This is a genomic window from Pseudomonas sp. L-22-4S-12, assembly GCF_009799935.1.
Classification (GTDB): domain Bacteria; phylum Pseudomonadota; class Gammaproteobacteria; order Pseudomonadales; family Pseudomonadaceae; genus Aquipseudomonas.
The window spans coordinates 118,937-134,513 of record NZ_WELL01000004.1; the positions used below are offsets into that span (position 1 = coordinate 118,937).

General features: G+C 64.3%; 12 protein-coding genes. 6 read left to right on the forward strand and 6 right to left on the reverse strand.

Translation table 11 applies throughout. The annotated features are described in order from the left end of the window. Positions 1-16 precede the first annotated feature (16 nt). The 5 genes from F3I16_RS11815 to F3I16_RS11835 form a co-directional block, all read right to left on the reverse strand. Entirely contained in the window at positions 17-1,450 is a 1,434-nt protein-coding gene (locus F3I16_RS11815; protein WP_160493815.1) for an alginate export family protein, read from the reverse strand. Then, positions 1,447-2,823 carry a tetratricopeptide repeat protein gene (locus F3I16_RS11820; protein ID WP_160493816.1) on the reverse strand — a complete coding sequence of 459 codons (1,377 nt, stop codon included), beginning with the start codon at positions 2,821-2,823 and terminating at the stop codon, positions 1,447-1,449. The genes F3I16_RS11815 and F3I16_RS11820 overlap by 4 nt, the downstream gene beginning before the upstream one ends. After that, positions 2,820-3,974 (reverse strand): PilZ domain-containing protein, encoded by a 1,155-nt coding sequence (locus F3I16_RS11825; protein WP_160494033.1) that lies wholly within the window; start codon positions 3,972-3,974, stop codon positions 2,820-2,822. Before F3I16_RS11825 ends, F3I16_RS11820 begins: the two co-directional genes overlap by 4 nt. A gap of 78 nt (positions 3,975-4,052) precedes the next feature. Continuing rightward, complete coding sequence (locus F3I16_RS11830) at positions 4,053-5,534, reverse strand: glycosyltransferase family 2 protein (RefSeq protein WP_160493817.1); 1,482 nt, start codon at positions 5,532-5,534, stop codon at positions 4,053-4,055. 91 nt (positions 5,535-5,625) lie between these two features. Further along, on the reverse strand, positions 5,626-6,936 hold the full coding sequence (locus tag F3I16_RS11835; protein ID WP_160493818.1) for a nucleotide sugar dehydrogenase: 1,311 nt from the start codon (positions 6,934-6,936) through the stop codon (positions 5,626-5,628). 686 nt (positions 6,937-7,622) lie between these two features. Here F3I16_RS11835 and F3I16_RS11840 point away from each other — a divergent pair. Then, a complete protein-coding gene (locus tag F3I16_RS11840; RefSeq protein WP_160493819.1) occupies positions 7,623-9,188 on the forward strand; it encodes a PAS domain-containing methyl-accepting chemotaxis protein in 1,566 nt (521 codons plus the stop codon). A 186-nt stretch (positions 9,189-9,374) separates the two neighbouring features. Here the strand turns inward: F3I16_RS11840 and F3I16_RS11845 are convergent, their stop codons facing one another. Beyond that, positions 9,375-10,043, reverse strand: coding sequence for an alpha/beta family hydrolase (locus F3I16_RS11845; RefSeq protein ID WP_160493820.1), 669 nt, complete (start codon positions 10,041-10,043; stop codon positions 9,375-9,377). 42 nt (positions 10,044-10,085) lie between these two features. Here F3I16_RS11845 and ccoN (F3I16_RS11850) point away from each other — a divergent pair, with 42 nt between their 5' ends. The 5 genes from ccoN (F3I16_RS11850) (at position 10,086) to ccoO (F3I16_RS11870) (ending at position 15,572) form a co-directional block, all read left to right on the forward strand. After that, on the forward strand, positions 10,086-11,522 hold the full coding sequence (gene ccoN, locus F3I16_RS11850) for a cytochrome-c oxidase, cbb3-type subunit I (RefSeq protein ID WP_160493821.1): 1,437 nt from the start codon (positions 10,086-10,088) through the stop codon (positions 11,520-11,522). After that, positions 11,522-12,136: a cytochrome-c oxidase, cbb3-type subunit II gene (ccoO, locus tag F3I16_RS11855; RefSeq protein ID WP_160489713.1), complete on the forward strand. Its 615-nt coding sequence runs from the start codon at positions 11,522-11,524 to the stop codon at positions 12,134-12,136. Before ccoN (F3I16_RS11850) ends, ccoO (F3I16_RS11855) begins: the two co-directional genes overlap by 1 nt. Before the next feature lie 47 nt (positions 12,137-12,183). Continuing rightward, positions 12,184-13,122: a cytochrome-c oxidase, cbb3-type subunit III gene (gene ccoP / locus F3I16_RS11860; protein WP_160493822.1), complete on the forward strand. Its 939-nt coding sequence runs from the start codon at positions 12,184-12,186 to the stop codon at positions 13,120-13,122. A 396-nt stretch (positions 13,123-13,518) separates the two neighbouring features. Next, positions 13,519-14,961 (forward strand): cytochrome-c oxidase, cbb3-type subunit I, encoded by a 1,443-nt coding sequence (gene ccoN, locus F3I16_RS11865; RefSeq protein ID WP_160079425.1) that lies wholly within the window; start codon positions 13,519-13,521, stop codon positions 14,959-14,961. Next, on the forward strand, positions 14,961-15,572 hold the full coding sequence (gene ccoO, locus F3I16_RS11870) for a cytochrome-c oxidase, cbb3-type subunit II (protein WP_160079424.1): 612 nt from the start codon (positions 14,961-14,963) through the stop codon (positions 15,570-15,572). Before ccoN (F3I16_RS11865) ends, ccoO (F3I16_RS11870) begins: the two co-directional genes overlap by 1 nt. Positions 15,573-15,577 lie beyond the last annotated feature (5 nt).

The window sequence follows — 15,577 nt, forward strand, 5'->3', positions numbered from 1 at the left end:
TTCACTTCCGGCCGCCTCAGTAACGCCAGACCACGTCGACAACGGCGCGGTGCATGTTCGAATCGCTGTCGCGGGAAAAGGCGTCGCCCGGCAGGAACAGACCGCCGCGAAAACGCACCAGCGCCGACTTGGCACCCAGCCAGCCCAGTTCGGCGGGCATCTGCCCCTCGTTGAAGTAGCGGGTCAGTACCAGGTCGACTTCCTGCCCCAACTCCTTCTCCCCCGGTTCCAGCGCCGCCTGCAGGCCGCTGGCGCTGTCGGCCTGGTCATCCACCCGCCAGAAGCGGTGATAGACCAGGCTAGCGTCGTAGTCCTTGTTCAGCTGCCAGGCACCGAACAGGCTGGCCGCCTGCAGGTTGTTCAGCTCGCCGCGATAGGCCTCGCCGAAGCGGTTGACGGTGGAGTTGGTGCCGGTGAAGTTGGCGCGATTGCTCTGCAGATCGGTCTGCACGAACTGCTCGGAATCATCGCCATCGCCGCCGCCACTGGCGCGCGAATAGGTGGCGCCGAGCCGCCAGTGGTCATCGATGTTCCAGCGCAGGCCGAGATCCAGGGCCCAGGCATCGACGTCCTGATTGCTCTCGCCGACGGCCCGGCGCACACCGTCAACGCTGCGCGTGCTGAGCACGTCGGCATCGCCGGTCAGCCAGGTCAGGCTGGCCATGTAGCTCAGCGGCAGGCTGCTGCGGTAGTTGTAGAAGTCGCCATTGGCCTCGATGCCCAACCAGGTCAGCTGGCCGCTGTAGGTCTTGCTCAGCTGGTCCACCTCTTCGCCCGGATTCGGCAGGCTGCCGTTATCGTCGCTGTGGTGGAGCTTGAGCCCGGCCCAGTGCCCCGGCCGCCACTGGCTGGAGAGATCGCCCAGCAGGTGCAGGCGATCCTCGTCCTGCGGCGCCAGGTCGTCGAGGTCGGTGCGGTAGTCGCTGAAGCGCTCGGCGATGCCGACATGGGCGTTGAGCAGCGTGGTATCGAAGTTCCAGCGCAGCGCCTCGATATTGCTGTCCCACCACAGGCCGTCGACGCTGCGGATCTTCTGCCGGCCCAGGCGCAGGGACTCGCCGGGATAGGCGGTCAAGCCGCCGTAGTCGACCCAGAACTCGTGCAGGGCGAGGAAGTTGTCGTCGCGCTCGCGGGCATCGGTGGAGTCGATGGTGTCGGATTCGCTGGTATCGGATTCGATCACATCGCTGGCGACGAAGGCCTCGGCCATCAGGTAGGCGCTCCAGTCGCCGCGCAGGCCGTAGACCCAGGGCCGCACGCTGAGGCCGACGCCATTGAAGTCGCCGCCATCGCGGGTGCCCAGGTCGCGGTCGTCGAGCGACTGCGCGGTGATCTTCAGGTTGGCCCCGTAGGACAACCCGGGCTGCGCCTCGGCCGCCAGCAGGAGCGGGCTGCCGAGCAGGCCGGCCGTGCACGCGAAAACGGCGGCGCAACGGTTGGTCGAAGTCATAGCATTCCCTGCATTGGATGGGTCGAATTACGGATGCTCAGCTGCTCGCCGCCACGGGCACGCAGCTCGCGGGCCAGCAGGCTCTCCACCTGCGCGTAGTCCTGCGCTTGCAGGCGCGGCGCCAGGCGCTCCTGCAGCGCCTGGCCCTGGGGCGCGCCCTGCTGCTTGGCCAGGGTGGCGAAGGTGTAGGCGTACACCGCATTGATGCGGATGCCCTTGCCAGCGCCGAACAGCTGGGCCAGGGCCACGTCGGCACTGGGGTTGCCGCTGCGGGCGGCGATCAGCAAGTGCTCCAGGGCCTTGTCCGGATCGATGTCGCCCAGCTGCCCTTCGCTGTAGATCTTGCCGAGGAAGAAGTGCGCCTTGGGCTCCTGCGGCAAGGCCTGCAGCAGGTACTTCTCGGCGGCCTGGGGATCGCCCGGCAGGATCTGGCCTTTCATGTAGTGCTGGCCCAGGGTCATGGCCGCGCGCGAGGAACCCACCGCCACGCCCTGCTCCAGGTAGGCCTGGATTTCCGCGACGCCCCCCAGCTCCGGGTAGCTCTGCGTCAGTTCCGCCAGGCTGACCCAGGCGTCGGCATGGACGGGAGCGATCAGCTCGAACAGCTCCTTGGCGGTCTGCGCAGCCGGCTCGCCGTTGGCCGGGTCGGCGAGCACCTTGGCCACCGCCTGCAGACGGTCGGGCAGCACCGCGCCGGCCTGATAGCCCTCGCGCAGGCGTACCAGCAAGGCCTCCAGCGCCGCGCTATCGGCCTGCTGCTGGTAGATAGCCGCCAGCTCGGCGTAGCACTCGCTGACCTGGGCCAGCCAGGCTTCGCAGGTCTGCCTGATCTGTGCCTGGTGCTGGGCGTAGTCGCCGCGCACGCGGTACAGCTGGATCATGCCCAGCTGGGCCTCGCCCAGCCCCTGGGCCTGCCAGTGCGCCAGTTCGCGGTCGATCTCGCCGCTGCTGACCTTCAACGGGTCGAGCAGCTGCACCTGCACCAGCGGCAACAGTGCGCTGCGGTCGCCCTCCTGCAGGCCCTGGCGCAGCTGGCGCTCGGCCTCCTGGCGTTGCTCCACGCTCAACTGCGGCTGGCTGGCCAGCCACTTGCCGAGGCGCACCGGCGCCAGTGGCGAGCGCCCCAGGGCGCCGCGATAGAGCGCCTCGCCCTGCTCCTGCTGCGCCACCGAGGGGCTGCGCACGAGGATGTCGGCCAGGCCGATTTCGGCGTCGACATAGCCCTGCGCCGCCAGCGCCTGGAAGTTGGCCTGGGCGGTCGCCAGATCGCCGGCGTTTTTCGCCTGCTTGGCCAATTGCAGGTCGGGCAGGCTCATGCAGCCCGACAGCAGGCCGAGGCCCAGAGTCCCGAGTGCCAGGCTGAGCCGTTTCATTTGCCGGCAGCCAGGCTGTTGCTCGACCACAGCCCGCCCAGCGGCTGGATGCGTACGTCCACCGGGCGCTTGGCCAGTTCGCTGGCCAGCGGCAGTGCCGGCTCGATCATCACGCGGATGTCCGAGGCCAGGCCGCCGTCCTGCAGCGCCATGCTGCTGATCACGCCGCTGCGCGGCTCGGTCTCGCCGCCCACCAGGAAGCTGACCTGGGTGCCCGGCTGCAGCTCGGCGAAGGCCCGGTAAGGGAAGCGCGCCTCGACGGTCGCCACGCTGTCGGCCGGGGCCAGGGTGAACACGGCAGTGCCCTTGACCGCCATCTGCCCGTCGCCCACCAGCTGTGCCACCACGCGGCAATCGCAGGGGCTGGTCAGGGTGCCCTGGAAGCTCTTGCTGAACAGGCGCTCGAGGTTGTCCGGGGTCATTTCCGCCTCCGGCAACGCGCCTTTCAGGGCATCCAGCATGGTCGCGGAGAAGGTGGCCACCGGCGCCCCCTTGGCCACCGTGTCGCCGACCTTGACCAGGCTCTGCACCGATCCTTCGCGTGGCATGGCCACCTGCTGCCCGGGCACCATGACCTGGGCCGAGTCGGCATGGGTGACAAAGTAGATGTCATACAGTTGATAAAGCACGTAGCTGCAGGCGCTGACCCCGACCAGGAAGATCGCCAGGCTCAGGCCCAGGGCGCGCAGGCGCGCCAGCGGGCTGACCGGGCCGTCGGCCTTGTTGTTGCGCGCCTTGGTGAAGTTCTCCCGTTGCAGGGTGCTGATCAGGTCGCCGACGGTGACCAGCTCGCCGCTGAGGAAGCCGCTGATCAGGTAGCGCAGCGCGGAGACTTCGCGCGGCTTGAGGTTGTGGAACTCGCAACCGACGCGCTTGCCGCCCTGCAGCGAGCGCACCTGGAACTCCACGTCCATGGCGAAACCTATCCCCTCGATCTCGAACATCAGCTTGCCGCGCAGGTGCTGGCCTTCGCTGATCAGTCCGGAATTGGGCTCGAAGCTGAAACCACCGGCCGACAGATCCAGCAGCGGTGCTTCCAGATCCTGGCCCTGCGGGCTGCGGTAGACGATCTTCGCCGGCAGCTTCAGGCGCGCGTACTGGCGCTGGGCTTCCGACTCGTGGACAACATTGCTGTTGCTGCTTGGACTCATCACTGCACTCATGGCTTTTCCCTTTTAAATTAATGAGTTAACTCGGGCATCAAGTGGCCTTCGGCCATCCGTTGCCGCTTACACCACCCACATCAAGGCAGCGACGAAAATACTGCCCGCCGAAAAGGTCATGGCTCGCGACGACCAGGTGTTGAACCAGCGCTGGAAGCTGGCCAGGTCGCGATTGAGCTTGGTTTTCTGGCGGGTCCAGGACTGCTGGTCGAGGCGGAAGAACACGTACACCTTCACCAGGGCCCCGACGATCTGGTTGTAATAGAGGATCAACGGGTAGGCCGGGCCGATCTCATGCCCGGAGGCCAGCAACAGCAGGGTCAGCACCAGGCGCGTCAGGCCGATCCACAGCAGGTAGATCAGCAGGTAGGCGAAGCCGTACTTGATGCTGGCGATGATCGCCACGCTCGGCCCCAGCAGGCTGGTCCACATCGAGATGCGCTGATCCAGCAGCACCAGACTGGTGAACCAGCCCAGGCGCGACGGACCCAGGCCGAGGGCGCGCGAGTTCTGCCGCAGGTTGTTGCCGTACCAGCGGAACATCAGCTTGCGGCTGGCCTTGATGAAACTCTTCTCCGGCGGGTGCTCGACCGTATTGATCGTCGCGTCCGGCACGTAGAAGGTGTCGTAGCCCAGGCGCATCAGGCTGTACCAACTGGACTTGTCGTCGCCGGTGAGGAACTTGAAGCGGCCGAGGCGCCAGTGCTGCAGGTGGTCGTTTTCCACGTCGGCGATGAAGCCGGGGTTGGTCACCACCTCGGCGCGGAACACCGACATGCGCCCGGTCAGGGTCAGCACGCGCTTGGACAGGGCCATCGAGCACATGTTGATGTGGCGCTGGGCGAAGCGCAGCTTGTGCCACTCGTGCATGATGTAGCCGCCGCGCACTTCGCAGAACTCGTTGGTGGTCAGGCCACCCAGGTTTTCGAACAGGCCGAAGTACGGCACCGTCTTGCGCACCACGCCGGCACTCAGCACGGTGTCGCCATCGACCACGGCCACCACGGCCCGGTCGTCCGGCTGCGCCCGCGAGATGGCGCGGAAGCCCTGGGCCAGGCCGTCGCGCTTGCCGGTGCCGGGAATCCGCACGAAGGTCAGCTTGACTCGCTCCGGCGGATTCAGGCGATTCCACAGGTTCTTGACCAGCAGTTCGTCGGACAGCTCGACGATCGAGCAGACCACCGTGCACGGGTAGTCGCAGTTGATCGCCTCCTCGATCACCGAGCGATAGACCTCGGCGGTGGTCAAGGCATCGATGCGGAAACTGGTGACCATCAGGAACACATGCGATGGATCGGCATCCGCCCCCAGCTTGCGCGCCTTGCGCCGGTAATAGGGGAACACCAGGTAGAGAAAGATCATCCCGCGCACATAGTGGGTGATGCCCACCGAATAGCGCCAAATCCCCACTGCACCCAGCAGCAGGAGGAAATCGGTGGATTGCGGATCGAACACGCTGTGCGGCAGCAGTAACGCCATGCCCCCCAACGCGCTGAGATAGAAAAGCCAACCCGCGGCAGTGCGCAGGCGCCCCCGAATATCGTCCATGTAACCAACCCCGTTTGAGTTTCGACTCTGCAACGGGGGCGTTCTTATTCTTGTTGTAACGCCCTGTGCATGTTCAACGCTGCAGCAGTCGCTACCAGCAGAGGCCTTCCTTGACGTCGTCACTGCAGTGGCGCATGAAACCGACCAGATCGATCAGCTTCTTGCCCGCCGGCAGGTTCTGCACCACGGTCTCGAACAGCTCGTCGCTGTTGCCCAGCACGATCACGTCGGCATCGGCCACGACCTGCTGCAGGTCGGAGCGCAGCAGCGATGACACATGGGGGATCTTGGCTTCGATGTATTCGCGGTTGGCGCCATGGACGCGGGCATATTCGACGTTGCGGTCGAAGATCTTCAGGTCGAAGCCCTTGCCGATCAGTTGCTCGGCAAGCTCCACCAGCGGGCTCTCGCGCAGGTCGTCGGTGCCGGCCTTGAAGCTCAGGCCGAGCAGCGCGATCTTGCGCTTGTCCTGGCTGGCGATCAGGTTGTAGGCGTTGCGCACCTGGGCTTCGTTGCTCGGCATCAGCGAATTGATCAGCGGCGACTCGACGTCGAGCTGGGTGGCGCGATAGTTGAGGGCGCGCACGTCCTTGGGCAGGCAGGAGCCGCCAAAGGCGAAGCCGGGCTTCATGTAGTACTTGGACAGGTTGAGTTTGTGGTCCTGGCAGATCACATCCATCACCTCGCGACCGTCGACGCCGACCGCCTTGGAGATGTTGCCGATCTCGTTGGCAAAGGTGATCTTGGCCGCGTGCCAGACGTTGCAGGTGTACTTGATCATCTCCGCGACCTCGATGGTCTTGCGGATGATCGGGGCGTCCAACTCGCTGTAGATCGCTTCGAGCAGGTCGCCCGAGGTCTTGTCCAGCTCGCCGATCACGGTCATGGCCGGGAAGTCGTAGTCCTTGATCGCGGTACTCTCGCGCAGGAACTCCGGGTTGACCGCCACGCCGAAGTCCTCGCCGGCCTTGAGGCCCGAGTACTTCTCCAGGGTCGGGATGACCACGTTGCGCAGCGTGCCTGGCAGCACGGTGCTGCGTACCACCACGGTGTGGCGGGTGCTCTTTTCCGGGAGAACCCGGCCGATCTGCTGGCAGACTTCCTCGATGTAGGACACATCCAGGTCGCCATTGCGCTTGCTCGGCGTCGGCGGGGCGAGGAAGGAGATATCCGTCTCCAATACCGCCTCGCGCATGTCCAGCGTGCCGCGCAGCTTGCCGCTCTTGATGCCCTGCTGCAGCAGCTCCTCGAGCCCCGGCTCGACGATTGGCGCCTTACCGCTGTTGATCAGGTCGATCTTCAGCGCCGAAATATCCACACCGATGATCTGATGCCCCCGGGCCGACAGGCAACCGGCACACACAGCTCCTACATAGCCAAGCCCAAAAATGCTGATGCGCATTTGGCGATCTCCTCCTTGCGTTGATCGATGCGGCAGCCACACGGCTGACCCGCCTATCTCGCGAGACCGAAAACAGGTACGACAAAACCCTCGAGCCCCTTCACCAACCAGTCAACTTCTGCCTCATCCAAGGCAGAGAAAGTTCAACTTGGTCAGAGCAAAACCAATGCCACACGAAGACACTAAGTTCCTCATGTGACAGTTGTTAAGTTATTCCTTTTTAAAACAGTAACCTAGTTACCAAGAGTAACGCGTGACCAGCTTCACAAATGCCATTTTTCTGGCACCAAGATGATGCAAGCGCTCTGGAATGGATCATACAGAAGATGGATTAGAAAGTAACACCCAAAAAACAGGCATTACCCGAGGTAATAATCGCACCGAACAGCATATGTAAAACACGCGAATGCCATTTTTCTGACGCCATATATCGAGACAAAAACAGCACTATATAGGACACTATTAGCCGAGCCGGCTAAGTTGAATATCAATATCCACCGAACACTTCAGCCATTTCCCATTTACTGCATATATAAACAGCCAGTCCAAATAAAAAGTTGGCGCCAAAATATTCTTATCCATCCAGACAGGTTACAATCGGTTACGAACGTTCGGATCGACCGCTAAATTTTCACCGCTCACGGCCGATCAACTCTGACAAGCCCTTCGCCGAAGAATCGACACGCATGCGAAACAACCAGCCCATCACCCAGCGCGAGCGCACCTTCCCGGCCCAGCAGCGCCTGATCTCCACCACCGATGCCAAAGGTCAGATCACCTACTGCAACCAGGCCTTCATCGAGATCAGCGGCTTCACGCGCGACGAACTGATCCGGGCGCCACACAACCTGGTGCGCCACCCGGACGTGCCGCCGGCGGTGTTCGAGCACATGTGGACGACCCTGAAGAAGGGCCGCCCGTGGATGGGCATCGTCAAGAACCGCAGCAAGAACGGCGACCATTACTGGGTCAACGCCTACGTGACCCCGATGCTCGAAGGCGGCCAGGTGGTGGGCTACGAGTCGGTGCGGATCAAGCCGACCGCCGAGCAGGTGAGCCGCGCCCAGGCCCTGTACGCGCGGATCAATGCCGGCAAATCGGCGATCCCCAGCCGCGACAGCTGGCTGCCGCTGCTGCAGGCCTGGCTGCCGTTCATCCTGATCAGCCAGATCGGTTTCCTGATCGGCCACTGGATGGGTTCGACCTGGGGCTTCCTGCTCGCCGCCCTGCTCTCGGTGCCGCTGGGCCTGACCGGGCTGGCCTGGCAGAACCGCGGGATCAAACGCCTGCTGCGCCTGGCCGAGCAGACCACCTCGGACCCGCTGATCGCCCAGATGTACACCGACAGCCATGGCGCCGAGGCGCGCCTGGAAATGGCCATGCTCAGCCAGGAGGCCCGCCTGAAGACCTGCCTGACCCGCCTGCAGGACACCGCCGAGCGCCTGACCCACCAGGCCCGCCAGGCCGACCAACTGGCCCACAACAGCTCCGCCGGCCTGGAGCGCCAGCGCGTGGAGACCGAACAGGTCGCCACCGCGGTCAACGAGATGGCCGCCACCACCCTGGAAGTGGCCAGCAACGTGGCCCGCACCGCCATCGCCACCCAGGAAGCCAACCGTCTGACCGGCGAAGGGCGCAATGTCACCGCGGAAACCCGCGACGCCATCCAGCGCCTGTCGCTGTCGGTGGGCGAAACCGGCGAAACCGTGTCGCGCCTGGCCCAGGACAGCAACGAGATCGGCGGCGTGGTCGATGTGATCAAGGGCATTGCCGACCAGACCAACCTGCTGGCGCTCAACGCCGCCATCGAAGCGGCCCGCGCCGGCGAGATGGGCCGCGGCTTTGCCGTGGTGGCCGACGAGGTGCGCTCGCTGGCCCAGCGCACCGCCGAATCCACCGGGCAGATCCACGCCCTGATCGCCAAGCTGCAGCGCACCGCCGAAGAGGCGGTGATGACCATGGAAATCGGCCGCAAGCAGGCCGACGAAGGCGTCGAGCGCGTGCAACAGGCCGACCAGGCCCTGCTGGGCATCAGCGAGGCGGTGGCGAATATCGCCGACATGGCCAACCAGATCGCCGCCGCCGCCGAGGAACAGAGCGCCGTGGCGGACGAAATCAACCAGAACATCACCACCATTGCCCAGCTGGCCGACCAGACCGCCGGCGAAGCGCAGAACACGGCGAACCTCAGCGAGGCACTGACCAGCACCGCGCAGGACCAGTACTCCCTGGTGGAGCGCTTCAACCGCTGAAGACTGGTAACGTGCAAGAAAGCCGGCTGATGCCGGCTTTTTTTGTGGCGCGGCAACCGCGCAATGCCGCTGCGCAACCGCACCCGGCCGCATGCTTAGCCGCGAAAGCAGCGCCGGGCGGCGTCTCGCCCCGATCACCCCACGCCCACATCAGCCGCCGCTGCACGACCTCGCCGGCCGGGCGACTCAGCGCCGCAGAAACCCGGCCACCGCATCGGCGGCGCTGCACAGGTGCTGCTCGTGGCTGAAGCCGCTCGCCTTGAGCGGCTTCAGGTCATGATCCCCGGCAGCGAGCCAGTGCAGCTCGACCGCTGCCGACAGGGCATAGCCCGCCACCGTGGCCCGCGCACCCATGGCGTCGCGCTCGCCCTGGACGATCAGGGTTGGCGTGCGCAAGTCGGCCAAATGGGCGACCCGCGGCTTGTCCTGCTTGCCCACGGCATGGAAGGGATAGCCCAGACACACCAGCGCGTCGGCGCCCACTTCGTCGGCCAGCAGGCTGGCCATGCGCCCGCCCATGGACTTGCCGCCGATCGCCAGCCGCCCCGGCACCTGCTCGCGCACGGCGGCATAGACCTGGCGCCAGCACTCCAGCAGCTGCGCCTGGGGATTGGGCGGCCGCTTGCCGCCGCCCAGACGCCTCTGCGCCATATAGGGGAATTCGAAGCGCAGCACCGCGATGCCGCGTGCCGCCAACAACCCCGCCATGCCGGCCATGAACGCGCTGTTCATCGGCGCGCCGGCGCCGTGCGCCAGGATCAGATCGACTTGCGACAGCCTGTCACACCCGTCCAGAAGCCACTCACCCACCGTGCATTGACCTCCGTCAATAACTGTCACCGTGCCATTACCCATGCTTGTCCTGCTTTTCATAAACCGTGGATGGAAGCCCAACACATGAACACAACCAGCAGAACCGCCTACAACTACAAGGTGGTCCGCCAGTTCGCCATTATGACGGTGGTTTGGGGCATAGTCGGGATGGGGCTCGGCGTGTTCATCGCCGCGCAACTGGCCTGGCCCGAACTCAACTTCAACCTACCCTGGACCAGTTTTGGCCGCTTGCGACCCCTGCATACCAACGCGGTGATCTTCGCCTTCGGTGGTTGCGCCCTGTTTGCCACCAGCTACTACTCGCTGCAACGTACCTGTCAGACCCGCCTGATCTCGGACAGCCTGGCCGCCTTCACCTTCTGGGGCTGGCAGCTGGTCATCGTGCTCGCGGCGATCAGCCTGCCCCTGGGCTGGACCAGCTCCAAGGAATACGCCGAGCTGGAATGGCCGATCGACATTCTGATCACCATCGTCTGGGTCTCCTATGCCGTGGTGTTCTTCGGCACCCTGATGAAGCGCAAGACCAAGCACATCTATGTGGGCAACTGGTTCTTCGGCGGTTTCATCCTGACCGTGGCGATCCTGCACCTGGTCAACAACATGGAGCTGCCGGTCACCCTGACCAAGTCCTACTCGCTGTATGCCGGCGCCACCGACGCCATGGTGCAGTGGTGGTACGGCCACAACGCCGTGGGCTTCTTCCTCACCGCCGGTTTCCTGGGGATGATGTACTACTTCGTGCCCAAGCAGGCCGGGCGCCCGGTGTATTCCTATCGCCTGTCGATCGTGCACTTCTGGGCGCTGATCACCCTGTACATCTGGGCCGGTCCGCACCACCTGCACTACACCGCCCTGCCAGACTGGGCCCAGTCCCTGGGCATGGCCATGTCCCTGATTCTGCTGGCTCCGAGCTGGGGCGGCATGATCAACGGCATGATGAGCCTGTCGGGCGCCTGGCATAAGCTGCGCAGCGACCCCATCTTGCGCTTCCTGGTGGTGTCCCTGGCCTTCTACGGCATGTCCACCTTCGAAGGCCCGATGATGGCCATCAAGACCGTCAACGCCCTGTCCCACTACACCGACTGGACCATCGGCCACGTGCATGCCGGCGCCCTCGGCTGGGTGGCGATGATCTCCATCGGCGCGCTGTACCACCTGATCCCGCGCGTCTTCGGCCGCGAGCAGATGTACAGCATCGGCCTGATCAACGCCCACTTCTGGCTGGCCACCATCGGCACCGTGCTGTACATCGCCTCCATGTGGGTCAACGGCATCACCCAGGGCCTGATGTGGCGTGCGGTCAACGAAGACGGCACCCTCACCTACTCCTTCGTCGAAGCCCTGGAAGCCAGCCACACCGGCTTCGTGGTGCGCGTTCTGGGCGGGGCAATCTTCTTCACCGGCATGCTGCTGATGGCCTACAACACCTGGCGCACCGTACGCGCCGTGCAATCGGCCGAATACGACGCTGGCGCGCTGATCACTGAGGGAGCCCACTGATGAGCAGCAAACACGAAATACTCGAGAAGAACGTCGGCCTGCTGGCCCTGTGCATGGTCCTGGCGGTGAGCATCGGCGGCCTGACCCAGATCGTCCCACTGTTCTTCCAGGACGTGGTCAACGAGCCGGTACAGGGCATGAAGCCCTACACCGCGCTGCAGCTGGAAGGCCGCGACATCTATATCAAGGAAGGCTGCGTCGGCTGCCACTCGCAGATGATCCGTCCGTTCCGTGCCGAAACCGAGCGCTACGGCCACTACTCGGTGGCCGGTGAAAGCGTCTGGGACCACCCGTTCCTCTGGGGCTCCAAGCGTACCGGCCCGGACCTGGCCCGCGTCGGCGGCCGCTACTCCGACGACTGGCACCGCGCGCACCTGTACAACCCGCGCAACGTGGTGCCGGAGTCGAAGATGCCGGCCTACCCCTGGCTGGTCGAGAACAAGCTGGACGGCAAGGACACCGCCGCCAAGCTTGAAGCCATGCGCACCCTCGGCGTGCCTTACAGCGACGCGGATATCGCCGGCGCCGCCGAAGCCGTCAGCGGCAAGACCGAGATGGAGGCGCTGGTCGCCTATCTGCAGGCCCTCGGCACCAGCCTGAAGAACAAGAGGTAAGTCATGGTCATTCACCCCTTCCTGTTTCTGTCACGGAGTACACAGCCATGACCTCTTTCTGGAGTGGCTACATCACCCTGCTCACCCTCGGCAGCCTGGTCGCCCTGCTGTGGCTGGTATTCGCCACCCGCAGCGGCGAGAACAAAGGCACCACCGAGCAGACCATGGGCCATGCCTTCGATGGCATCGAGGAGTATGACAACCCGCTGCCCAAGTGGTGGTTCATGCTGTTCGTCGGCACCATCATCTTCGCCGCCGGCTACCTGGCCATCTACCCGGGCCTGGGCAACTGGAAAGGCTGGCTGCCGGGCTACGAGAACGGCTGGACCCAGGTCGGCCAGTGGCAGCGCGAAATGGACAAGGCCGAGCAGCAGTACGGGCCGATCTACGCCAAGTTCGCTGCCATGCCCATCGAAGAGGTGGCCAAGGACCCGCAAGCCGTGAAGATGGGGGGCCGCCTGTTCGCCTCCAACTGCTCGGTCTGCCACGGCTCCGACGCCAAGGGCGCCTACGGCTTCCCCAACCTGACCGACAACGAGTGGCGCTGGGGCGGCACTCCGGCCGACATCAAGCAGACCATCATCGCCGGCCGTCACGGCATGATGCCGGCCCAGGCTCCGATGATCGGCGAAGATGGCGTGCGCAACGCTGCTGCCTACGTGCTCACCGAACTGGCCGGGCGCAAGCTGCCGGAAGGCGTGAACGCCGACATCGAAGCCGGTCGCAAGGTCTTCTCCAGCACCTGCTTCGCCTGCCACGGCGCGGACGGCAAGGGCACCCCGAGCATGGGCGCACCCAACCTGACCAAGCCGAGCGCCTTCATCTACGGCAGCAGCTACGCCCAGCTGCAGCAGACCATCCGCTACGGCCGCAACGGCAACATGCCGGCGCAGCTGCAGTACGTGGGCAGTGAAGACAAGGTGCACCTGCTGGCCGCCTACGTGTACAGCCTGTCCGCCCAGGCCGAGAAAACCGCGGCCAAGTAAGCCCGCACCAACGCGCGGCGTCGCCCGACGCCGCCGCACAGGCAAACGACACATCCCGCCCAAACCACCTGCCGCGCCCGCGGCAGGTGGCATTTCCCCGTGCGACCGAGCGTCGCACCCCTCCGACCAGCAGCACACCCTGTCGTTTGACATGGACTAAGCTGCTGACAGTCGCACGCAGTAACAATTACAAGCGATTCCCTCTTCCGCGCAGCGCCCCTCAAGGTGCGAAAGCTTCGCAATTGCGGCGCTCTTTGCCCCCCGCCAAGGCCCGGCAAAAGCCGCTAAAACCTTGATCGCACAGGCATGTAGCGTTGCAATGGGTACCTCATTTCTCCATACTTGCCGCCGTTTTTTACCCCCCAAAAAACCTCCATTAACCGTGGAACCCCTAGCATGAGCACAGCAATCAGTCAGACTGCTTACAACTACAAGGTGGTCCGCCAGTTCGCCGTCATGACGGTAATCTGGGGCGTCATCGGGATGAGTCTAGGCGTGTTCATTGCCGCACAACTCGTGTGGCCAGAACTCAACCTGAACCTCCCCTGGACCAGCTTCGGACGCCTGCGTCCGCTGCACACCAACGCAGTCATCTTCGCCTTCGGTGGTTGCGCCCTGTTCGCCACCTCCTACTACGTGGTGCAGCGTACCTGCCAGGCCCGCCTGGTCTCCGACGGTCTGGCCGCCTTCACCTTCTGGGGTTGGCAAGCCGTGATCGTGCTGGCCGTGATCACCCTGCCGCTGGGCTACACCAGCTCCAAGGAATACGCCGAGCTGGAATGGCCGATCGACATCCTGCTGGGTCTGGTCTGGGTCACCTATGCCGTGGTGTTCTTCGGCACCGTGATGAAGCGCAAGAGCAAGCACATCTATGTGGGCAACTGGTTCTTCGGTGCCTTCATCCTGGTGACCGCCATGCTGCACATCATCAACAGCATGGAAATGCCGGTCAGCCTGTTCAAGTCGTACTCGCTGTACGCCGGCGCCACCGATGCCATGGTGCAATGGTGGTACGGCCACAACGCCGTGGGCTTCTTCCTGACCACCGGCTTCCTGGGCATGATGTACTACTTCGTACCCAAGCAGGCCGGCCGCCCGATCTACTCCTATCGCCTGTCGATCGTACACTTCTGGGCGCTGATCACCCTGTACATCTGGGCCGGTCCGCACCACCTGCACTACACCGCCCTGCCAGACTGGGCCCAGTCCCTGGGCATGGCCATGTCCCTGATTCTGCTGGCTCCGAGCTGGGGCGGCATGATCAACGGCATGATGAGCCTGTCGGGCGCCTGGCATAAGCTGCGCAGCGACCCCATCTTGCGCTTCCTGGTGGTGTCCCTGGCCTTCTACGGCATGTCCACCTTCGAAGGCCCGATGATGGCCATCAAGACCGTCAACGCCCTGTCCCACTACACCGACTGGACCATCGGCCACGTGCACGCTGGCGCCCTCGGCTGGGTGGCGATGATCTCCATCGGCTCGCTGTACCACCTGATCCCGAAAGTATTCGGTCGCGAGCAGATGCACAGCGTCGGCCTGATCAACGCCCACTTCTGGCTGGCCACCATCGGTACCGTGCTGTACATCGCCTCCATGTGGGTCAACGGCATCACCCAGGGCCTGATGTGGCGTGCAGTCAACGAAGACGGCACCCTCACCTACTCCTTCGTTGAAGCCCTCGAAGCCAGCCATCCCGGTTTCCTGGTCCGCGCTATCGGCGGTGCCTTCTTCGTCGCCGGCATGTTGCTGATGGCCTACAACACCTACCGCACCGTGCGCGCGGCCAAACCGGCTGAATACGAAGCCGCCGCCCGCATCCCTGCCGAGGTCGCTCACTGATGAAAAGCCACGAAATAGTCGAGAAGAACATCGGCCTGCTGGCTCTGTTCATGGTCATCGCCGTCAGCATCGGCGGCCTGACCCAGATCGTCCCGCTGTTCTTCCAGGATGTCACCAACACCCCGGTTGAGGGCATGAAGCCACGCACCGCCCTGGAACTCGAAGGTCGCGACATCTATATCCGCGAAGGCTGCGTCGGCTGCCACTCGCAGATGATCCGTCCGTTCCGTGCGGAAACCGAGCGCTACGGCCACTACTCGGTCGCCGGCGAAAGCGTCTGGGACCACCCGTTCCTGTGGGGCTCCAAGCGTACCGGTCCGGACCTGGCCCGCGTCGGCGGCCGCTACTCCGATGAATGGCACCGCGCGCACCTGTACAACCCGCGCAACGTGGTACCGGAGTCGAAGATGCCGGCTTACCCATGGCTGGTCGAGAACAAGCTGGATGGCAAGGACACCGCCACCAAGCTCGAAGCCCTGCGCTCCATGGGCGTGCCCTACACCGACGCCGACATCGCTGGTGCGGCAGAAGCAGTCAAAGGCAAGACCGAGATGGAGGCGCTGGTCGCCTACCTGCAGGGTCTGGGCACCTCAATCAAGAACAAACGGTAACGCAT